At 37.0% G+C, this 20,037-nt stretch carries 22 protein-coding genes; 5 read left to right on the top strand and 17 right to left on the bottom strand.

Annotation, left to right across the window (positions count from 1 at the left end):
• Window positions 1-2 precede the first annotated feature (2 nt).
• Entirely contained in the window at window positions 3-665 is a 663-nt protein-coding gene (locus LV704_RS18940; protein WP_163422119.1) for an ABC transporter ATP-binding protein, read from the bottom strand.
• A gap of 158 nt (window positions 666-823) precedes the next feature.
• On the opposite strand from LV704_RS18940, the gene msrA reads away from it, so the two are divergent.
• The 3 genes from msrA to LV704_RS18925 are packed head-to-tail and all read left to right on the top strand — an operon-like array spanning window position 824 to window position 2,327.
• Entirely contained in the window at window positions 824-1,384 is a 561-nt protein-coding gene (gene msrA, locus LV704_RS18935; protein ID WP_163422120.1) for a peptide-methionine (S)-S-oxide reductase MsrA, read from the top strand.
• 3 nt (window positions 1,385-1,387) lie between these two features.
• On the top strand, window positions 1,388-1,987 hold the full coding sequence (folE, locus tag LV704_RS18930) for a GTP cyclohydrolase I FolE (RefSeq protein ID WP_163422121.1): 600 nt from the start codon (window positions 1,388-1,390) through the stop codon (window positions 1,985-1,987).
• A gap of 40 nt (window positions 1,988-2,027) precedes the next feature.
• Window positions 2,028-2,327 (top strand): hypothetical protein, encoded by a 300-nt coding sequence (locus LV704_RS18925; RefSeq protein WP_163422122.1) that lies wholly within the window; start codon window positions 2,028-2,030, stop codon window positions 2,325-2,327.
• 43 nt (window positions 2,328-2,370) lie between these two features.
• Here LV704_RS18925 and LV704_RS18920 read toward each other — a convergent pair whose 3' ends face one another.
• From LV704_RS18920 to LV704_RS18855, 14 genes are all read right to left on the bottom strand, one after another.
• Window positions 2,371-4,581: a DUF5916 domain-containing protein gene (locus LV704_RS18920; protein WP_163422123.1), complete on the bottom strand. Its 2,211-nt coding sequence runs from the start codon at window positions 4,579-4,581 to the stop codon at window positions 2,371-2,373.
• The gene (locus tag LV704_RS18915; RefSeq protein WP_163422124.1) at window positions 4,578-6,002 is read right to left on the bottom strand and encodes a DUF3526 domain-containing protein; all 1,425 of its coding nucleotides are present in this window, start codon (window positions 6,000-6,002) and stop codon (window positions 4,578-4,580) included. Before LV704_RS18915 ends, LV704_RS18920 begins: the two co-directional genes overlap by 4 nt.
• Window positions 6,003-6,007: 5 nt before the next feature.
• Entirely contained in the window at window positions 6,008-7,411 is a 1,404-nt protein-coding gene (locus tag LV704_RS18910; protein WP_163422125.1) for a DUF3526 domain-containing protein, read from the bottom strand.
• The gene (locus tag LV704_RS18905) at window positions 7,411-8,124 is read right to left on the bottom strand and encodes an ABC transporter ATP-binding protein (RefSeq protein ID WP_163422126.1); all 714 of its coding nucleotides are present in this window, start codon (window positions 8,122-8,124) and stop codon (window positions 7,411-7,413) included. Before LV704_RS18905 ends, LV704_RS18910 begins: the two co-directional genes overlap by 1 nt.
• Window positions 8,125-8,204: 80 nt before the next feature.
• Window positions 8,205-8,564, bottom strand: coding sequence for a hypothetical protein (locus tag LV704_RS18900; RefSeq protein WP_163422127.1), 360 nt, complete (start codon window positions 8,562-8,564; stop codon window positions 8,205-8,207).
• Between the two features lie 41 nt (window positions 8,565-8,605).
• The gene (locus tag LV704_RS18895; RefSeq protein WP_163422128.1) at window positions 8,606-9,199 is read right to left on the bottom strand and encodes a type 1 periplasmic binding fold superfamily protein; all 594 of its coding nucleotides are present in this window, start codon (window positions 9,197-9,199) and stop codon (window positions 8,606-8,608) included.
• Window positions 9,200-9,220: 21 nt separating this feature from the next.
• Window positions 9,221-11,620, bottom strand: coding sequence for a TonB-dependent receptor domain-containing protein (locus LV704_RS18890; RefSeq protein ID WP_163422129.1), 2,400 nt, complete (start codon window positions 11,618-11,620; stop codon window positions 9,221-9,223).
• Window positions 11,621-11,683: 63 nt separating this feature from the next.
• Window positions 11,684-11,983, bottom strand: a complete 300-nt coding sequence (locus LV704_RS18885; protein ID WP_205597881.1) for a hypothetical protein — start codon at window positions 11,981-11,983, stop codon at window positions 11,684-11,686.
• A gap of 54 nt (window positions 11,984-12,037) precedes the next feature.
• The gene (locus tag LV704_RS18880) at window positions 12,038-12,340 is read right to left on the bottom strand and encodes a DUF6787 family protein (RefSeq protein ID WP_163422130.1); all 303 of its coding nucleotides are present in this window, start codon (window positions 12,338-12,340) and stop codon (window positions 12,038-12,040) included.
• A 30-nt stretch (window positions 12,341-12,370) separates the two neighbouring features.
• Entirely contained in the window at window positions 12,371-12,829 is a 459-nt protein-coding gene (locus tag LV704_RS18875; RefSeq protein WP_163422131.1) for a DUF6146 family protein, read from the bottom strand.
• A 69-nt stretch (window positions 12,830-12,898) separates the two neighbouring features.
• Window positions 12,899-13,540, bottom strand: a complete 642-nt coding sequence (locus tag LV704_RS18870; RefSeq protein WP_163422132.1) for a DUF937 domain-containing protein — start codon at window positions 13,538-13,540, stop codon at window positions 12,899-12,901.
• 69 nt (window positions 13,541-13,609) lie between these two features.
• Window positions 13,610-14,563, bottom strand: a complete 954-nt coding sequence (locus LV704_RS18865; protein WP_163422133.1) for a D-2-hydroxyacid dehydrogenase — start codon at window positions 14,561-14,563, stop codon at window positions 13,610-13,612.
• A 5-nt stretch (window positions 14,564-14,568) separates the two neighbouring features.
• Complete coding sequence (serC, locus tag LV704_RS18860; RefSeq protein ID WP_163422134.1) at window positions 14,569-15,633, bottom strand: 3-phosphoserine/phosphohydroxythreonine transaminase; 1,065 nt, start codon at window positions 15,631-15,633, stop codon at window positions 14,569-14,571.
• 70 nt (window positions 15,634-15,703) lie between these two features.
• Window positions 15,704-16,750, bottom strand: coding sequence for an acyl-CoA reductase (locus tag LV704_RS18855; RefSeq protein WP_163422135.1), 1,047 nt, complete (start codon window positions 16,748-16,750; stop codon window positions 15,704-15,706).
• A gap of 87 nt (window positions 16,751-16,837) precedes the next feature.
• On the opposite strand from LV704_RS18855, the gene LV704_RS18850 reads away from it, so the two are divergent.
• A complete protein-coding gene (locus LV704_RS18850) occupies window positions 16,838-17,191 on the top strand; it encodes a 4Fe-4S dicluster domain-containing protein (RefSeq protein ID WP_163422136.1) in 354 nt (117 codons plus the stop codon).
• Between the two features lie 11 nt (window positions 17,192-17,202).
• Here the strand turns inward: LV704_RS18850 and speB are convergent, their stop codons facing one another.
• Entirely contained in the window at window positions 17,203-17,979 is a 777-nt protein-coding gene (gene speB / locus LV704_RS18845; protein WP_163422137.1) for an agmatinase, read from the bottom strand.
• A gap of 266 nt (window positions 17,980-18,245) precedes the next feature.
• Entirely contained in the window at window positions 18,246-18,674 is a 429-nt protein-coding gene (locus LV704_RS18840) for a response regulator (protein WP_163422138.1), read from the bottom strand.
• Between the two features lie 188 nt (window positions 18,675-18,862).
• Between LV704_RS18840 and ychF the strand changes: the two genes are divergently transcribed.
• Window positions 18,863-19,957 (top strand): redox-regulated ATPase YchF, encoded by a 1,095-nt coding sequence (gene ychF, locus LV704_RS18835; protein ID WP_163422139.1) that lies wholly within the window; start codon window positions 18,863-18,865, stop codon window positions 19,955-19,957.
• Window positions 19,958-20,037 lie beyond the last annotated feature (80 nt).

Here is a 20,037-nt window from a genome sequence, read left to right as displayed (position 1 = left end):
AATCAAGAAACAATCAATCCGTCAACCATAGTTAACTTTCGATCTGCCATGTTGGCCAGTTCTAAATTATGGGTAACCAGGACAAAGGTCTGCCCAAATTCATCACGGAGTTTAAAGAAAAGTTGATGTAGGTTATCTGCGCTTTCAGAATCTAGATTACCACTAGGTTCATCCGCCAAAATAACGGAAGGGTTATTGATTAATGATCGAGCTACGGCCACTCGCTGTTGCTCACCACCAGATAAGGCATTTGGTTTATGGTCATATCTATCCGAAAGCCCTAAAAAATCCAGTAATTCTTTTGCACGTTTTTCAGCTTGGGCCCTAGGTGTTTTTTTTATAAAAGCAGGAATACAAACGTTTTCTAAAGCGGTAAATTCTGGTAATAGCTGATGAAATTGGAATATAAAACCTATGTGTTCATTTCTAAACCTAGCTAAGCTTTTGTCATTCAATCGGGTAACGTTTGTATCATTGATCAATAACGAACTGTCCTTTTTGTTGGAAGGGGCATCCAATGTACCTAAAATCTGTAATAATGTAGTTTTGCCGGCTCCAGATGCACCAACAATGGATACTACCTCACCTTTTTTTATTTCTAAATCAACTCCTTTTAAAACTTGAAGGTCGCCGTAGTATTTTTGAATGTTATTCGCCTTTATCATGAAAAACCGCTTATTGAGGTGAAAGTAAGGATTACAGTTGAGTGAACAAAAATCGTAAGTTTCAAATAAAGTTTTTGCATATAGTAACGACTACTTATCAAAATTTTATAATAGATTACAAAGTGTAAAACACTAACTTTGTTTAACTTTACAAAAGAATGAATAAACAAAATAATGATTCTTTAGAAACCGCCATATTTGCTGGCGGTTGTTTTTGGTGTACAGAAGCTGTTTTTCAAAGACTAGCAGGAGTACGGGAAGTAGTTTCGGGATATACTGGTGGAGCAATCAAGAATCCAGCATATAGGGAAATTTGTACCGGAAGAACTGGACATGCTGAGGGTATAAAAATCAAATTTGATCCAAAAGAAGTTTCTTTTACCGAGTTATTGGAAGTTTTCTTTGCAACCCATGATCCCACAACCTTGAACAGACAAGGCAATGATGTCGGTACACAATATAGAAGTGAAATTTTCTATACCCAACCAAATCAAAAAAAACTGGCAGAAGAATTTATTGCTCTTCTAGAGAAAGAGCATGTATTTGGATCACCAATAGTTACGGCCATTTCTGAAGCAAAACCATTTTATGTGGCAGAACAAGAACATCATAACTATTATAATGATAATTCAAACCAGCCCTATTGTCAGTTCATTATAGATCCAAAAATTAAAAAGCTAAACAAACATTTTTCAAACAAGCTAAATACAGTTAAATAACTTATGGCACCATATCAAAGCATGGAAGAATACAATATTAGTATTACTAATGAGGTAAAAGAACGCTTTTCAAAAATAATAGATGAAATAGGGGAGGATGTAACCCGTGATGGATTATTGAAAACACCAGAACGTGCAGCTAAGGCCATGTTGTTCCTAACCCAAGGATATAAGCAGGATGCAGCAGAAATTCTTAAAAGCGCCATGTTCAAGGAAGACTATGATGATATGGTTATCATCAAGGATATTGAGGTATACTCGCTGTGTGAGCACCATATGCTTCCTTTTTTCGGAAAGGCACATATAGCTTACATTCCCAACGGACATATTGTAGGCTTAAGCAAAATACCCCGCATTGTGGATGTTTTTGCTAGAAGGTTACAGGTACAAGAACGATTGACCCATGACATTTTGGAGTGTATGAATGAAACATTGAAACCAAAGGGAGTAGCAGTGGTTATTGAAGCGTCTCACATGTGTATGATGATGAGAGGTGTTCAAAAACAGAATTCAGTGACGACAACATCTGGCTTTAGAGGGCAGTTCGAAAAAATAGAAACTCGAAATGAGTTCCTTAAACTAATCAGTTCGGATTTATCCTAGTTAATTTTTTCAATTCGTTCCTATTTGGTATTTTTCATCCATGGCAGAAGAGAAAGACCAAAAGTATCGTAACCTATTCTTAGGATTATTGTTTGATGGTATTGGAATGTTATCCTTTTTCATACCTGGAATAGGGGAGTTCTCAGATGTTATTTGGGCTCCAATTGCGGCTTGGCTTATGACCAGATTGTACAAAGGTAAAATTGGTCAAGCGGCCGGTATTGTTACATTTATAGAAGAACTGGTTCCTGGTTTGGATGTCATACCCAGTTTTACAATAATGTGGCTTTACACGTATATTTTTTCTTCAAAAAAAGGGAATAAAAAAATCGAGAGTTGAACAAAGCCACCTCCCGATTTTTCACTAACAAACTAACTAAAATCTAAAATTGCTTTAAAAGCGTGATTTTACTTATAAACTGTTTGGCGTTTATTGAAGGGTCAAAAACATCGGTTTGGGTATCGTTAAAAACGAGATAAATAAAAGATAGAGGCATATATTCCCAGCTAAAACGTGCATTCCATCTACCCTGTTCATTAAAACTATTATATTGATAGAATGTTGATAATTGAAGTCTTGGGTTTAATGCTAGACGTAAGTTTGCAGAATACAGATTTGTAGTCAAATCCGAGTTATTGACTCCAACACTTTTTATTGTATTGTGTTCATAGTCTAACGTTAGCGCGGCATGTGGAACTGGCGCAAAACGCGCAGCAGCACTAATAGTACCTCTGGTTCCATTATAAAAATTCCCAAAATTATATCCAACATCTCCCGACCATTTTTTGGACTGATCTGTGTTGTACTTTACTAAATATCTGGTATAAAAATAATTGTCCTGCTCAATCTCCAATCCTAAGGGAGCGAATTCAAAATTGATGTTTTGCCAAGTGGGAGTAAAGGAAGTTTCCACAAAGCTATTGTCTTTGAACCATGTAAAAACCGGAAAAATATAAAGACTGGCTTGCTGAAATTGGCTTGGGTCGGTCGCGTCATGATTGTAATTGACAAACATACCGGGATCCCATCGCCTGATCCAATCAATGTTCTTTGGTCTCCATATGTAATATCCGCCAGGATTGTGACGAATTACATTGTTTTGCCTAACAAACCCCATTCTTGGGTTATAATTCGCATCCGTATATTCAGTTACCCATCCATAATAATACTTATTGGTGTCGTTCCCAACAAAAATTCTCCCGGCATATCCGGTTTTTCCGGTAGACTCATCAATTGAACTAGACAGTAAATATTGCACATCCCATTGGCTAGTTGGCCTAATTTGTCCATCTACGGTTATGGTGGTATTACTGTTGTTTTCCAGATTGAGTTCCGAATTACTATCATCTTCTCTATGGGTGATCATTACACCAATATTGTTTTCCCTTCCGTAGTTTTTTAGATACCGAAGAACACCAAAATTGGCTCCAGCGGAGTTTTCCGTTTCACGTTGACGAACAAAGAGGCCAGCCAAAGCATTCTTTTCTGTTCTTTGTGTAAAACGGGCACCAAAATCAATGGGTGCCGGTGTTGCATTGAATTCACCTTGTAAGCCAATTCTTCTGCTAAAAAACGGGCGAATGGATTGCTGCAAACCGCCAGCCCAGATACCAGAGTTTTCTAAAAAGAACTGACGACGTTCAGGAAAGAAAATATTGAAACGTTCTAGGTTATTTACCGCCCTGTCAACATCGGCCTGTGCAAAATCTGTGTTGATGGTTAGATCGAGAACCGTTTTTGGGTTTATGGCCCATTTGGCGTCCACACCTATTTTAGGATCACTGGATTTAGCAGTTAATGATTCCCCTTCTTTGTTCTCGTCATATTGGTACAACGCATATGGCTCCACCCTAATATTGGCTGATGGGGGAGGTACTTCAATACCTGTTAGTTTGGCTGCATAGGTCATCCGATATGGCGTAAAGGATTGTGGAATAGCTGGAAATGTAGAAACTTCTATATCCCTTCGAGCATAGCGAACTAGCGTCATTCCCCACTCAATCGTGTTGCCATTCTCAGGAAGGTTATAACGCAAAGATTTAAATGGAATCGCCATCTCCACGGAATAACCTTTATCGGTTCTTTGCGTGCGAACCCTCCACAAGGTATTCCAACCTGTGTCAAAACTATTTCCATTGAAATTTTGAAAATCACGCTGGTTACCGAAGGGAGTTGTTTGAAAACCTTGTGCGTATTGTTTTAGGTTTTGGGGGTCCAGAGCAATCCCAAAAATATCATTTTCTCCCCAGTCAAAATCTCTTCTTAAATCCTGAATCCTAATTCCCTGTAAACCTAAAGAATCGCTGCAGAATGCGGCAACGTATAAATTTTTGTCATCATATAAAAACTGAACTTGAGTTTTATATTTGATCTTGCCGCCTTGCCTTGGTTCTCTTCTGAAAAAATCTTCCGTTATTTCGGCTGTTTCCCAATCTTTTTCATTCAGAAAACCATCTAACTCAATTCCATTGAGGGCTTTAGAAACCCTTATTTCTTGAGGAATTTCTGGTGGAGCAAAATTTTGACTATTGTTTTCCTGAGCATAAACCATGCATAATGGGAAAAACATAATTATCCAATATGCTATTCTCATGAGACGATTAGTTTTGATGCGTTTCCTTTGAGTGCAAACATGTATCCCATAAACCCAATCCCAAGCGAAACCAGCATAATGATTAGAGAAGAAATCATGTTGTTTTTCAATTTTATGGGTTGATAGTAAAATGACGGCAATGCTGCATAATCGTTGCTTGTAAAGGGCTCATTATTATATAAAAGTGGGGTTAAGTGGTCTCGCCATATTTCAGCAAAGTGTATTACCTGCTTGCGATAATCTTCATAGTCGGCAGTGGAAGTTCCAGAAAGCATATTAAGGGACTCTTGTGCAATAATTGAAGCAGAAAGCCAGCGAAATTTTGAAACCAAAACTTGTTGTTTTTCTAACTGCTGTTCAAATTCCAAAGCTACAGGTTCAAGTTCTTCTTTCACTAGTTTTTGTGATGCCACATAGCGATGATAGAACTTCCTGCTCTGATTTGGATCGTTGATGGCGTATTCGGGATGGTCTCGTAAGAAGTTGTCCAAAATCTCATCTTGTTTTTGGATAGCGTCTTCTTTTAAACTTCTCATTTTATTAATCATGAGTGTGCGTGACGGCATTGGATACAATGTATTTCCCAACTGATTTAGTACGGATGGAACCAATAACACAAAAACAACCCAAAGCCCTAAAAGCACAATAGCATTTTTTGAAGAATTTCCCACTCTTAAATTCACTACAAAGGCAAGCGCAAACCAAAAAAGCATATATGCGGTAGCTATTATAATGACATTAAACAACCCTTTAAAGTTGCTGCTTGATGCAAGAAATAGAAAAACTATAGTGAGGATAACAGTAGTGAGGATAAGAGTCCAAAAAAAACGTAGACTTATTTTTTGAAACACCCAAGTATGGATTGAAATAGGTTGGGAAGCTAATAGTTTTAACGACCCACCTTCTCGCTCTGCTGATAAAACATTATACGAAAATGCAATGATAATCAAAGGAAGCAGATACACGATAACAAATGCAAGGTCAAAACTTCCAAAGAGTTGCTGGACAGGACTAATGATTTCGGTAAAGTTAAGAGCAAAGTCATCTCCGGTCATAGTTGGTTTCACATAATGCGTAAACAAATCACTTTGCCCCGTTGAAACAAATGACAATGGTTGCGGATTCATTGCGGCCACTCTGGGATGATAGTTGCCAACTGCCGTTGGGCTAGAAGGCAGTGTCCATCTGGAAGCATTGACTTCCATTCCATTTTCAATGGAATCCAGGAGAGAAAGCATATTGTTATCCGATTCTTTAACCTCTGCCTTTGCTAATTGAATATCTTGTTTTCTTTTTTTTACTTTTTGCTCTCCGTTCATGGTGGCAAAACAGAAAAGCCCCAACAACAATAGGCTGAGAATTTGCATCCATCCACTACGCAGGAGTAATTTTAATTCATAAAGAAAATTATACTTGTACATAACGATCAGACTTTAACGGTGATGAATAAAAAAGCAAATGATCCCAATAACCACGTTACCAGAACAATTACGTTGGAAGAATTCTTTGATAGAATCTCGGTAAGTTGGGGAGGAGAGTACTCAAAAACAGGGAGTTTTTCCCATGTAGTTTCCTCCGCCCTATAGCTCCACTCTCCAAGAGAAGAGTTTTTTGCAAAATCATTGTTCAAAAATGCCTGCATCTTAATACGATAATCTTCTGCAGCATCTGAAAAATCCCAATGGGTTGAGTAATCCGTATTTGCCACACCCATACTCAAAAAACGTGCTGGAAGAAACGGAGAAAGAGCTGCAAGACCGACATATACTTTAGTTTGGCCCTCAAACTGTGATTTTAAATGCTTATAATGTTTAAAATATACCTCAGCCTCATGTTCTTCTCCCTTCTGCATTCGGTAAGCATCAAAATTAAAAGGTAGTTGATGTAAGCTATCTACATTATGCTCTTTTAGGACTTCTTGCTCAAGCAGTTTTGCCTGCTTGTTCCATGGGTCATGGCCGTCTAAACCTTCTTGCTTGTCTTTCAATATATTTGCGGCAAATTCTTGTCGGGTAGGGTAAGGGTACTTGGTTTCTGCAAAATTACTGGCTGCTTTGGGCACTACCAAACACGCTATGATCCAAATTGCCAATGATAAAACCAATGAAATAGAAGATTTTTTAGATTTGGCTGAGATAATCAACACAAGGTTGATGAAAACAATGTAATAGGATACATACACTAAAAAAAGTATCCCTAGGTTGCTCCATCTGAAAACACCAAAATCTTCTAGGTTAGATAGAATTATTCCCGCTCCAATTATTAAGACGATCGTAATAACTAGGATTGGAAGCAAGAGTGCTGTCCATTTTCCAAGAATTAGTTTCCAGGCAGCGATTCCCTGACTTCGGATCAATACCAAAGTTCTCATTTCTAGTTCTTTGGTAAAGGCATTGTATCCCAACAGTACAATAAGTAATGGGATAATAAATAACAGAATGAAATCAGGGGTTAAATCCCCAAAACGCGCCAAACCGGTTTGATCCGCTGCCAAGCTAAATTGCGCTTCATTTCTATTATGCGCTTCCAAAAAAATAGAAGTTCCCGCATATTTGTCAACACCTTGATCAATTAAGGATAACGGGTATTTGGGTTTAAACGCATAAGTACCATAGTGTGCTGCCGAGTGCGGATTTTTCTCACCCTGATTATTCCAAACGGATCTTTCTGCACTTTTAGCCTCGGCATATTGTTCATTTATAGCATTGTATTGTCTGCTGCTAATCCATGTAGCTATACCCAGCAATATTATTACAATTGAAAACGCTATTTTAACCCTTCCATCCCTAGCAAACTCGGTGATTTCTTTAATAAAAGTATTTCGAATCATTACACAAGCTCTTTATAGTTCATGGCTTCTAGGTAAGCTTGTTCTAATTCAGGTAGTGATATGTCTTTGGTTGCATATTCTTGTTTTAATTGGCCGTTTTTCATAATACCAATGTGTGTGCCGGTATCTTTGGCCCTAAATAGATCATGGGTAGCCATTAGTATAGACACCCCATTATTCTTTAACTTGTGTAAAAGCTGTCCGAATTCATTACTACTTTTTGGGTCTAAACCAGAGGTAGGTTCGTCTAATAATAATGATTTAGCATCTTTTGCCAATGCAATTGAAATGCCCACTTTCTGTCGCATTCCTTTGGAAAATGTTGAAATCCGTTGATTAAAAGCACTCTTCTGAAGACCAGCCTCATTCAGAAAATCTTCCGATTGGCTTTTGCTAAGGTTTTTTCCACCTATACCCGAAAAATACTTAAGGTTTTCAACTGCAGTCAAAGTAGGGTATAACATCAGATTTTCTGGAATATAGGCTAGGTATTGTTTTGTTTTTATATAATCTTCGGATACACTCAACCCATTGATAAATGCGCTTCCCGAAGTGGGTTTTATAAAGCCAAGCAACAAATTAATGGTAGTTGTTTTTCCTGCCCCATTTGCTCCGAGTAGGCAATAAATTTCGTTGGCACCAATGTTCAAATTCAATTGGTTTAATACAATGGTTTCACCATACTGTTTGGTGAGATTATCAGTTGTAATCATAAAAGTTTATTTAAGATTGATATGGTAAGGAAGCTTCAAAACCAGAATTGATTTAGAAGTATAGATAACTAGACATTTTTCTAATAAAATGCCCAAATCGATGATGATTTTAAGTGTTTAAAAGGTGGACCTCTTAAATACTTAAAATCTGCACTAACAGTGGAGATGCTAATATTCTTAAATGCAAATACAGAAGAAAAAAATAGGGTGGTGAAGACAACTTCCGAAACCAAAGGCAATGTTGCTGGCTTAATATTCAGTTTAGCACAGAGGCTACAGTTGTATTCAGTTTCAGAAATCGTTTCATTACTAAAATCGACTTCACTTATAGGGTGGAATATATGTGATGTTAAGAGATGAACAATGGCGAAGCTCAATTGAAAAAGCAAAATGCCTGTCAATAAAGAACTCCGCCAAATATGTCCGTTTTTTGTTTTCAAAACATCAATTGTTTCGTAAAGAACAATTTTTGAATATGTATTTATTCTATAACAAGATCAAAGGTTTGCGTAATATCGGTTTCTCCACCTGCGTCTGCCAAAGTTCCATCATTAGGTTTTTTAGGCTCATGTCTTAACGTAATTGCCAAAGTTCCTGTACTGGCGTCAGTTGTAGTAATTGTAAACGAAATACCAACGGGATTGGTGGTTGTGAAGTTTTCACCCGTCTCATCTGAAACATAATCAGATTCGTCATCTGCATAGGCAGAGGTTGCGTTTAGACCGCCTCCAGCTACAAAGAAAAACTGATGTTCAGCCGCTTCTCCTTCAATTTCTTCATTAACATTCTCGGCAGGTGTTTCTGTTTCATTAAGCAGTACAACAGTCCCGTCATAAACGGTGTTTTCAGCCAAGCTGCCAGATACGGTTATCGTAGGAGCATTGGGTCCATCCCCATCTAAGTCTTGCGATTGTAACGTAATGGTTGTTCCTCCACCTTGTGGTACCATGGTCGCTGTCATAGTTGTTATGGTCTCTTCTTCATTCACTGGATCTGGATCATTGTCATCGCTGGAACAGCTTACAAATAAAGTTCCGGCTAATACTGCTAGTGATAATAATTTAATAGTTTTCATAGTCTTTAATTTAAATTTGATTTAATAATTGAGTTTTAATTGTAAAATGATATTTCTACCTAGATCATCCGCAAAAAAACGTTGCCGATTTAGGTAATCTCTATAATTTGTATCTAACAGATTACTAACTGTTAATCCAGTTGTAAGCTTTAAGTTGTTTTTAAACGGAAACTCCATTTTTGAGCTAATACCTAACAGATGGTATGCTTCCGGAGGTGTATTTATTTCTAACAACACTTCCTGTTGCTGCTCAGGGGAGAATACAGTAATGTTTTCTGGGTACTCATTTTGTTCAAATACATACTGACTTTCAAGGCTAAACTCAAAGTTGTTCCATTCTGGCTTTACAAAAGTTAGTTTGTTTCTAAAATTTGCAGCTGGTATATTGATCAATGCACTGCTATTTTCAGTATCTATTCCTTTAACTAAAGAAAATTGATGATCCGTTCTCCAATTACCGGTCCAATCCATATAAGCCGCTACATCAACTCCTAACAATCTTGCGTTTGTCTGTCTATATTCCCAAACTGGAAAAGCACCCCTAATAGTAAACTCTACACTAGTTGGCTCTAAAAGAATAAAATCTTTAATGAAATTAGCATAGGGCTCTAGTGTAAATCCCCAGGTATTGAAATCTTTTTGATATGATGTTGAGATTTTATGGGAGGTCTCACTTTTAATACGAAGATCACCCAGTTCTATACGTGCTGCGGAGTGATGTAAACCATCACTAAACAACTCTGAAGGATTGGGCGCCCTTTGCGATAGCGCATAATTAATTCTAACTGTAGAGCCATTATTTTCAGTATACTGAGCACCAAATGTGGTTGAGAAGTTATGATAATCAAATACAGGATTGGTAAGCAATTGTGTTCCCAAATCATCAGTAATCAAGTCTTGAAACTCTTGATCATAACCGCGTTCTTCCCATCTGGACGTTTGGTAAAACTTTTTGGCATCAATACGATTAAAATCATAACGTAGACCTGCATCAACGAGAACTTTATCAGTTAACTGATATTCTCCCGTAATAAAAGCTCCAAAATCAAACTTTTCATAATCGGGTATCAATCTTCTTACACCCGTGGCAGGGTTGGCAAAGTTTTCCTGAAATCTACCTAAAACGCCAAACTGAAGTTCATATAATTCTTTGGAATCCAATTTTAAATCAGTTGAAAAAGTATGTGTAGTCAATTCTAAGTCTATGGATGCTTGGTTGTCACGTTCGCCTCTTCGCACGTCAAACTCGAACCGTCTGTTGTTTTGATAGTCATATTGGGCATTCCATTTGCCAAGACCTTCAAAACGTTTGTAGAACTTAAGTTTTCCTAAGTGATGGGTTACTTCTTGTCTAGGATTTTGAATATCGTACGTAAAAGGTCTGACTATCTCAGGTGCACCATTATTGATACCCCGTATTAAATCATCAACATTGCCTATATGTGAAGCTCTTAGTACAGCAATTTCAGAGTTGTAATAGGAATACTTTGCATCCCATCCCCAAGTAAACAACTGTTTCCCCAATTGAAGAGAAGCTCCAATTTCTTGAACTCCCGTATTGGAGAGGATGTAATCTGGAGCTTCATGATCTCCCAATCGTTTATATGAACCTTGCCCTCGTAGATACCATCCATTCTCAAATGCTTTAATAAGCTCTGTAGTAACATTTCCGCCTCTACCGTTTGAAACCCCATTTACAATGGTTTTGCCGTATAAAGTATCCTTAGCAGGAATTCTTGCCTGCTCCATTACAATAACACCGCCAATAGCATCACCTCCATACAAAAGGGCAGAAGCACCTTTGATTACGGAAATGGACCCAGTTGCATTGATATCTATATTAGGAGCATGTTCATCTCCCCATTCCATATCCTGCATTCTTACGCCATCGTTCAGTATCAAGACCCTACTACCATTAAGACCATGAATTGCAGGTTTTACGATATTAGCTCCTGTATTTAAAGATGAAACACCTGTTAATTCTTTTAAAGCATCTCCTAAACTCCCAGAACTGTATTGTTCAAGTGTTTTAAGTTTTAATGATTCTTCCAGAGCAGAATTGGTTTTTTGGGCAATAGCATCGCCAATCACCTTTACTTCTTCAAGTTCTTCTAAGTGATGCTCCAATTTTACATCAATCCATGCTATACCATCAACCTCTACTTTAATAAAAGTGGTAGTGCACTCCGGATGAGAAATTTCCAATTCGTAAACACCTGGGCATAGATTTGGAAGTTGGAATTTTCCCTTATTGTCGGTTTTCACGATTTTTTGATTTTCTATTATTAGAATACTAGCATTTTCAAGTGGTGTTTTGTTATGATAGTCTATAACTTGACCAGTAAGGATATCACTGCAATCTTGAGAAAACCCGTAAAGGGAAATAAATAGAAACAGAGTAATGAAAATGTTTATTTTCATTCAGAACAAAATAAATTAATAAAAGAGATGGTCCGTTATGGAAAGACGGAATGCGTTGGCCTGTTAACTAAAGTAAGGAGGGGGCCTGGAAAACAGATAATAAGAAAAGTCTTTTTCAATACTAAGACTTATGTAGTAAAAATTATTATCTATTGAATTAAGAAATGTAGAATGAAAAGCTTCGGGATTTGAAACTTGATTGAGTTCCATGTTCTGGTTCTCGACTGCCAAATCACAAATCTTGCAATTCTCAATTTTTTCTTGGTCGCCGTCTTGGTGAGCATACACATGCAGTGCTGACACCTTGACAAACATCAAGGAAACAAATATGAAAAGGCCCAGAATTTTTCTAAAATCCTTCATTATGGAGCAAATCTATATAATTTGTTGGTTTCTGTAGTGTTAAGGAAAACATAATTAATCAAACAAAAAGCCCAATCCCATACGTTTCAACATTTTCTTTTCAAAGTTCCAAAAGAACCGAAATTGACCAAACAACCACCCAAAGAAAACCAATAAAACCTGATAAATGGGGAAGATCAACAATATTCTAATAGGCCAATAGATCCAACCAGAAAGTTGTTCTTTATCCAGGCCAATCAAGTCAGCGGCAGGAGCAGCTAGTTTTGCTGAGCAACTACCTGTAATGGCAAAAACAATAAAAATAACTACTATTTGGAAGTTGGATTCTATACCCCAACGTTTTTTTAACTTTTCCATCGACAGAATTTCGATGGCAAAAATAATACATTAAATCCTAGGAATAAAAGGACCCAAGCGTTGGTTGTATTTACGCTGAAAATAAATGAAATAGTTGTACAATTTATAGTTCACCTCATACCCATAATCAATACCTGGATTGTAATCTATTTGAAGTTCGTACAAATTTGGGTTGAAGCGCTGTGGTTGTAGGACCCTTTGGTTCCAATTGATCACCATTAGGTTATTTCTGTTTTCTAAAAAGTGTTGAGAGTAATACCCTTCAGGTCTTGCTATACTTTGTAACCACGTATAAAACCCTGGTTCAATAATGATGATCTCGTACTCTGTCTCTTCATTCTTTATCTCAACTTTTTCTTCCGCTTTGGAATTAAAAACTTCTTGCTCTTTGGTTGAAATGTCCAATGCTTCTTTTTGGGTAGTACAGGAGGCAAATAATCCCGACACCAACAAGAGTGCAATAAATTTATTTAAAATGTTCTTTTTCATATCATTAAAATACAAAAAAAGCCATTTAGATGTCTAAATGGCCTTGTTAAATAAAGTTAAGATAGGTGTTTATTTTCCAAAAAGACCTCCTAAAAGACCTCCAAGTCCGCTCTTTTTTTGACCGCCGCTGTTCAATACCATTCCAGCTAGATCATCTATTACACTGCCATCTCCATCTGAATCTAAAAAGCTTTCAATTAGGGATTGTTGTTTATTGGCTGTACTGCCACCTCCCATAAGACCTCCTAAAAGACCGCTTAATGCATCCGGACTGCTTACATTTTGTTGTTTGGTCTGCTTACCCAGGTAACCCAATAAAATAGGGGCTGCAATTTTCAGTATTTGTGAAATTGAGCCAGCATCAATTCCTGATTTACTACTCAAGGCATTTTCCACTTGTGGTTGTTTAGAACCAAAAACATGTCCTAATATTCCTGCTCCATCATCCATAACCCCTTGATCAACACCACCTCCAAAAAGACCTCCAAGGTTATCCAATATACTACCGTCGTGTTTTGATGATAATGCACTCATTAAACCTTGCGCACCTCCAGGAGTAGATGCATTCTTTTTCATGGCACCCATTAAAAGAGGCATTGCCATACTTAGAACATCTGCTGTTTTGTTTTCGGGTTGCCCAGTTTGACCGGCTACACCGCTAATCAATTGTTTACCCATTGGGCTATTCAATAAATCTAATAATCCTGACATTTTATAGTGTTTAGTTTAGAGTGACAATGTACAAAAAAGAACGTTTTACCTAACGGGTTAAAAATGAACTTATTTAAGTAATTCGATAATTTGCATTGCAAGCTCTGTGCCTATGCGCTGTTGCGCTTCTTTGGTAGCAGCTCCTATATGGGGAGTCAAGGATATTTTAGGGTGCATTAATATCCGTATTTCTGGATTTGGTTCAGATTCAAAAACGTCTAAACCAGCAAAGGCTATTTTTTCAGATTCTAGGGCATCAACCAATGCAACTTCATCTAAAACCCCTCCTCGAGAGGCATTGATTACTCCCACACCAGCTTTCATCATTCCGAATTCTTTTTCACCAAGAACGTAGGTTTTCTGTGCGGGAACATGGACGCTTATAAAATCGGAGTTTTTAAGAACCTCTTCCATAGGGCTATTTTCCAGCTCAAATTTTATGGACTGCCCATCAAAAAAAGGAATTTGTATAGTTGCTTTGGGAACAAATTTGTCATTAAACAACACTTTCATTCCTAAACCTAATGCCATTTTAGCTGTTGCTTGACCAATTCTTCCGAATCCGATTAAACCTAAGGTCTTTCCTCGTAACTCTGTGCCACCGGCGTAGCTCTTTTTAAGCTGTTTAAATTTGCTATCTCCATCTAACGGCATATTTCGATTTGAATCATACAAAAACCGAATACCTCCGAATAAATGTGCAAAAACCAATTCTGCAACAGACTCTGAAGACGCGGCAGGGGTGTTTATAACATGAACTCCTTTGGATTTGGCATATTCCACATCAATATTATCCATACCAACTCCACCACGACCAATAAGCTTTAAACTTGGGCAAGAATCAATTAATGATTTTCTTGCTTCTGTGGCACTTCTTACTAACAGACAACTAATGTTGTTATCATTAATATAATTGGACAATTGTTCTTGCGCAACTGTTGTTGTAATGACCTCAAAGCCTTCTTTTTCAAGCAAGTTGATTCCAGTTTGAGCTATTCCGTCGTTTGCTAAAATCTTACTCATTGAACTTATCCTTTCTTTTCTAAATCACTCATTATATCTACAAGAACACCTACACTTTCAAGAGGAAGCGCGTTGTACATTGAGGCTCTATAACCCCCAACAGACCTATGACCATTGATACCATTGATTCCTGCCTCCTTGCATTTTTCATCGAATATTTCTTTGAGTGAGTCATCAGTGATATTGAATGTGGCATTCATAATGGAGCGATCTTCCTTGGCAGCATAACCAGAGAAAACTGGATTCAGTTCTATTTCAGAATAGATAAGATTTGCTTTTCTTTCATTAATTTCTTCTATAGCAGCTATTCCACCCAAATCTTTCAACCATTGCATCGTGAGCATGGAAACATAAACTGGGAAAACAGGAGGGGTATTGAACATGCTATCCTTTCCTATATGTACCACATAATCCAACATTGAAGGAATTTTACGGGAGATTTTTCCTAGAATATCTTCTTTAACAACAATTAGCGTAGTTCCCGCGGGACCCATATTTTTCTGCGCTCCAGCATAAATTAAATCGAACATAGAAAAATCCATTTGTCTAGAGAAAATATCGGAACTCATGTCACAGACCAAAGGAACATTTGTTTTAGGGAATTTTTTTATCTGTGTTCCAAAAATGGTATTGTTGGACGTTAAATGTAAATAATCCAAGTCATTAGGAATTGAATACCCTTTTGGAATATAATTGAAGTTCTGATCTTGTGAAGAGGCAATCTCCGCTATTTCACCAAATAACCGTGCTTCTTTAATGGCTTTTAAACTCCATGTGCCCGTATTGATGTAACCAGCTTTTTTATCCAATAAATTATATGCAGCCATTAAAAACTGAGTGCTAGCTCCACCTTGAAGAAATAGCGCTTGGTAGCCCTTCCCTTCCAAACCTAATAGCTCTAGTGCCAAGGAGCGTGCTTTCTCCATTATAGCTACAAACTCTTTGCTTCTGTGAGAAATTTCTATGAGGGATAGTCCAATACCATCAAGTTCAACAACTGCTTCAGAAGCTTTCTGCATTACTTCTTGTGGCAAAATACAAGGACCTGCGCTAAAATTGTGCTTTTTCATTTTTAATAAATTAAGAGGCAAAGGTCGAAAAATTCTAGGAAACAAAAATGATTCAGAAAGATCTAATTTTCTAGAGTTGTAAAAGGAAGTTCATTGTGTTAACTCCATCGGCATAGTCATCCAATTTTGGCTTTTGAGTTGCTCCATAATTGATCTCTTCTTCTAGCACTCCACCAGATACAATACACTGAATATGTTCTGCGTTTTCTTGGATTTCTTTTTTTAGACCTGAAAGCGTATCATAATATTCATAGAATAAGGAGGCGATTGGGGATGAAAAGCTTTTATCTTCTTTTAGAATGAGAAAGCCATTGTCCAAAATTTTAAACTCACTCATTAGATAAACTGCTTTGTTATAGTCGTAATTATTGGCATATTTATTTTGATGTATAATATCCTTAAAAGGAAAAATACCATTAAAAAACTCATCAAAGTTGTAGTCTTTTGGGACATATATTTTTGAAACATTTCTGCATCCCAATCCATAGTACCTAAAAATGTCCTCTCCTAAAGCCGTAAGTTGTTCTTTTGATTCGTTTCCAGATAGAACCGCTACAGAGTTTCTGTTCTTTCTTATGATATTTGGTTTTTTTCCAAAGTAATACTCAAAATATCTACTTGTATTATTACTTCCAGTTGCTATTACCGCATCAAAATCTTCAAATTTTCCTTCAACAAACTGTATTTTGTCTTGGAGTGAGGGGTCTTGACTTATTAAAAATTTAGAAAGAAAAGGGAGAAGCACGGTATCATTTGATGACAGCTTAGCCATGATTTTATTCCCTGATAGCAAAACACATAAAAAATCATGGAATCCCACTAATGGAATGTTTCCGGCCATTACAAGGCCAACAGTTTTTGTTTCTTTAGAACTATCAAGGCTATAATGGGAAAGCCAATTTGTTAAATGCTCCTTGGTAAGTAATATTGACCATTGCTCAAGGGCGAATAAAACATTTTCTTGGTTAAACCAACTGTTTTGTTGCTCTGCTCTTATTGTAGCATCTAGAAACTCTTGGTAATCTTCATTATTTGAAGAATTATGGTTTTCACAAAAATCACTAATAAAACTTCCAAGTTTAACAAAAGCTTGCAATGTAGAGGTATAGGCCATCATTATATTTGTACACTAAATTAGTAGGGTTTATTTTTGTCCAAAAGTAAGCATGCTGAAATTATTTCAGCATAAAGGAAAAAGAAAATTATGGCAATTATAATAACAGATGAATGTATTAATTGTGGTGCTTGCGAACCTGAGTGCCCAAATACCGCAATTTACGAGGGAGCTGACGAATGGCGTTATAGTGATGGTACTTCTCTAGAAGGAGATGTAGTATTGCCTGATGGAAAGGCAGTTAACGCTGAAGAAGTGCAAGTTCCCATAAGTGATGAGATTTATTACATATCCCCTGATAAGTGTACAGAATGCATGGGCTTTCATGAAGAGCCGCAATGTGCCGCAGTATGCCCAGTAGATTGTTGTGTGCCAGATGAAGATCGAGTAGAAACTGAAGATGAGCTTCTAGGAAAGCAGAAGTTTATGCACCCAGATGGGTAAGCAATAGATTTTTAAAGCATTTTAGAAACAATTTCTTTAAACAACTTTGCGCATACCATTGCTGTCATGTTGTTGATATCCCTTTTTGGATTGTATTCCACAATGTCCGCTCCAATAATGGGAACATTAATTCCTTGTATAATATTGATTACTTGCCGTGTACTTAATCCACCAGGTTCATGATGCGATACACCTGGCGCAAAGGCGGGATCCAAAGCATCCATATCAAACGATAGATATAATGGGTTTTGAAATGTTGGTATTTTTGTAGATTCAAAATCTTTCATCTCAATAATTTCAACCTCATATTTTTTGGCATTCTCCCGTTGTTCAGAATTTAAAGTACGGATACCAACCTGTACCAATCGATTTGCTAGATTGTTTTTCATGATATTATAGAAAGGACAGGCATGGGAAAACGAATCCCCATCTAAACTGGAGTAAAGATCACTGTGAGCATCAATATGCAAAATATCTATTGTGCCATATACTTTCTGAAATGCTTTTATGATAGGAAAAGTAATGGAATGGTCCCCTCCTAGAGTAAAAACAGGGTTTCCTTCCTCAAGGCTTTTAGCTGTTATTTTATCAATGTCAAAATATTCTGAAATACTGTAATCGCCTTTATCATTTAGTAAATCGGGAGTTATTGAAGTACCGTCTTCAGAAAAATAATTAGCAGAATTACTGTGATAAGCTTCTCTAATTAATGGAGGAGCCAACCGGGGGCCTTTTAAAAAAGATGATTTCTCATCATATGCTATTCCTTGCAATGTGATTTTAGCCATGCACTAAAGTTAAGAACTGATTCACACTTTTTCTATTTGGTATAATGTTTTTGTAAAAGCGTAGATACAGCAATTCTTTTTACTTTTAACGCACCATAAGGATTTGGAGATATATGCAAGAGAAGGAAGAAACATATAATGGATTTTGGAAACAGATAGGGTGTACACTTTCCGTAATTGCCATATTGGGAATTATCTCAGTGATTGTTATTGGATTTTACATGCTTTTTCAAGGGTTCTAGTTAGAAGGTTTGGCGCTTCAATAGTTAATGAACAGCCTCTTCAAAGCAATCACTAATAACACTTACTTGAGATAAATCTTTTGGTTTCAATGGTTTTTTAAAGTGTCTTTTTATGATTGAATTGTAAATAACTGCATTATCTAAATGCTCAAAAATTGTAGAACTCACAACATAAACACTTAGTTGTTTGTTTGAAGCTTCCAAGCCAGTTATGATATCAAGAAAATCTATACCGTTCACTCCAGGCATTTCTAGATCCAATAGCACCAATATTTTCTTTTGCGCTTTAATGTCGCGTACTAAAAATTTAAGCGCTTGAACTGGAGAGGAATAGGCAAGCTGGTTTTTAGAGAGCTTAGATTTTTCTAAAAGTTTTTTATGGACTTCACAGGTAACCTCACTATCATCGATAACATAAGATACATCAAAAGGCTCGTAATCAGTATTGATCATTGGTGTTTGAAATTTTTGTTATAACCGTATTGCCATAATTTTATTTCTCCAAGGGTAGATATTTTGGATGAAAGGTCACAAATTAACGACCACTGTAAATCTTAAATCGTTTAGTGTCCATTATCATTCACAATAATTCTAAAATGAATCTATAATTGGGCTTATATTTGCACCCTTAAAACTTGAACATGAAAGCGGGTATTGTAGGATTGCCAAACGTAGGAAAATCGACTTTGTTTAATTGCTTATCAAATGCAAAGGCGCAGAGTGCCAACTTTCCTTTTTGTACCATAGAACCGAATATAGGAGTTGTTAATGTACCAGATGGCCGAATGGAAAAACTAGAAGAACTGGTTAACCCAGAACGAGTTGTTCCAGCAACAGTTGAAATTGTTGACATAGCCGGATTGGTTAAAGGAGCCAGTAAAGGTGAAGGGCTTGGAAATCAGTTTTTAGGAAACATCCGAGAAACAGATGCCATTCTTCACGTTCTAAGATGTTTTGACAATGACAATATTGTACATGTGGATGGTTCGGTAGATCCAATTCGGGATAAAGAAACTATTGACATGGAACTCCAATTGAAAGATTTGGAAAGTGTTGAGAAGAAGCTGGATAAAGTTAAGAGAGCTGCTAAAACAGGAAACAAAGATGCACAAAAAGAGGCAGCTGTGCTTACCGCTCTTAAAGAAGGTCTTGAAGCAGGAACATCTGTTCGTGCTATTTCCCTTAGTGATGATGACCGTTCAGAATATGTAAAACCATTACAATTGATTACGGATAAGCCGGTAATGTATGTTTGTAATGTAGATGAAGAAGGTGCTACCGATGGAAATGCATATGTAGAAAAGGTAAAAGAAGCTGTGGCCAATGAAAATGCCGAAGTTATTTTTTTGGCTGTGGGAACCGAAGCGGATATTACCGAATTGGAAACCTATGAGGAACGCCAAATGTTCTTGGAAGATCTAGGTCTTTCTGAACCCGGTTCAGCCAAGTTGATTAGAGGTGCATATAAATTATTGGATTTAGAAACCTATTTTACCGCAGGGGTAAAAGAAGTTAGGGCATGGACCATTCCCGTGGGAGCAACTGCTCCTCAAGCTGCTGGAGTGATTCATACAGATTTTGAAAAAGGTTTTATCCGTGCAGAAGTTATTGCTTATAACGATTATGTACAGTATGGAAGTGAAGCCAAAGTGAAAGAAGCAGGTAAAATGCGTGTAGAAGGAAAGGAATATGTTGTAAAAGATGGTGATGTCATGCATTTTAGGTTTAATGTTTAATCTCATTCCATACTATTCGTAGGTATATCAACAGCTATTGTTGATTACTTTCTATGAACCACATTTTTATTTCTCAGCCT

The organism is Flagellimonas sp. CMM7 (assembly GCF_021390195.1).
Classification (GTDB): Bacteria; Bacteroidota; Bacteroidia; order Flavobacteriales; family Flavobacteriaceae; genus Flagellimonas.
The sequence above is the reverse complement of the archived record's forward strand: the minus strand, read 5'-3'. Positions and strand labels throughout refer to the sequence as shown.

Excerpts from the sequence above, each read along its gene's own strand:
- LV704_RS18940 (WP_163422119.1), bottom strand. The coding sequence starts at position 665 with ATGATAAAGGCGAATAACATTCAAAAATACTACGGCGACCTTCAAGTT.
- msrA (WP_163422120.1), top strand. The coding sequence starts at position 824 with ATGAATAAACAAAATAATGATTCTTTAGAAACCGCCATATTTGCTGGC.
- folE (WP_163422121.1), top strand. The coding sequence starts at position 1,388 with ATGGCACCATATCAAAGCATGGAAGAATACAATATTAGTATTACTAAT.
- LV704_RS18925 (WP_163422122.1), top strand. The coding sequence starts at position 2,028 with ATGGCAGAAGAGAAAGACCAAAAGTATCGTAACCTATTCTTAGGATTA.
- LV704_RS18920 (WP_163422123.1), bottom strand. The coding sequence starts at position 4,581 with ATGAGAATAGCATATTGGATAATTATGTTTTTCCCATTATGCATGGTT.
- LV704_RS18915 (WP_163422124.1), bottom strand. The coding sequence starts at position 6,002 with ATGTACAAGTATAATTTTCTTTATGAATTAAAATTACTCCTGCGTAGT.
- LV704_RS18910 (WP_163422125.1), bottom strand. The coding sequence starts at position 7,411 with ATGATTCGAAATACTTTTATTAAAGAAATCACCGAGTTTGCTAGGGAT.
- LV704_RS18905 (WP_163422126.1), bottom strand. The coding sequence starts at position 8,124 with ATGATTACAACTGATAATCTCACCAAACAGTATGGTGAAACCATTGTA.
- LV704_RS18895 (WP_163422128.1), bottom strand. The coding sequence starts at position 9,199 with ATGAAAACTATTAAATTATTATCACTAGCAGTATTAGCCGGAACTTTA.
- LV704_RS18890 (WP_163422129.1), bottom strand. The coding sequence starts at position 11,620 with ATGAAAATAAACATTTTCATTACTCTGTTTCTATTTATTTCCCTTTAC.
- LV704_RS18885 (WP_205597881.1), bottom strand. The coding sequence starts at position 11,983 with ATGAAGGATTTTAGAAAAATTCTGGGCCTTTTCATATTTGTTTCCTTG.
- LV704_RS18880 (WP_163422130.1), bottom strand. The coding sequence starts at position 12,340 with ATGGAAAAGTTAAAAAAACGTTGGGGTATAGAATCCAACTTCCAAATA.
- LV704_RS18875 (WP_163422131.1), bottom strand. The coding sequence starts at position 12,829 with ATGAAAAAGAACATTTTAAATAAATTTATTGCACTCTTGTTGGTGTCG.
- LV704_RS18870 (WP_163422132.1), bottom strand. The coding sequence starts at position 13,540 with ATGTCAGGATTATTAGATTTATTGAATAGCCCAATGGGTAAACAATTG.
- LV704_RS18865 (WP_163422133.1), bottom strand. The coding sequence starts at position 14,563 with ATGAGTAAGATTTTAGCAAACGACGGAATAGCTCAAACTGGAATCAAC.
- serC (WP_163422134.1), bottom strand. The coding sequence starts at position 15,633 with ATGAAAAAGCACAATTTTAGCGCAGGTCCTTGTATTTTGCCACAAGAA.
- LV704_RS18855 (WP_163422135.1), bottom strand. The coding sequence starts at position 16,750 with ATGATGGCCTATACCTCTACATTGCAAGCTTTTGTTAAACTTGGAAGT.
- LV704_RS18850 (WP_163422136.1), top strand. The coding sequence starts at position 16,838 with ATGGCAATTATAATAACAGATGAATGTATTAATTGTGGTGCTTGCGAA.
- speB (WP_163422137.1), bottom strand. The coding sequence starts at position 17,979 with ATGGCTAAAATCACATTGCAAGGAATAGCATATGATGAGAAATCATCT.
- LV704_RS18840 (WP_163422138.1), bottom strand. The coding sequence starts at position 18,674 with ATGATCAATACTGATTACGAGCCTTTTGATGTATCTTATGTTATCGAT.
- ychF (WP_163422139.1), top strand. The coding sequence starts at position 18,863 with ATGAAAGCGGGTATTGTAGGATTGCCAAACGTAGGAAAATCGACTTTG.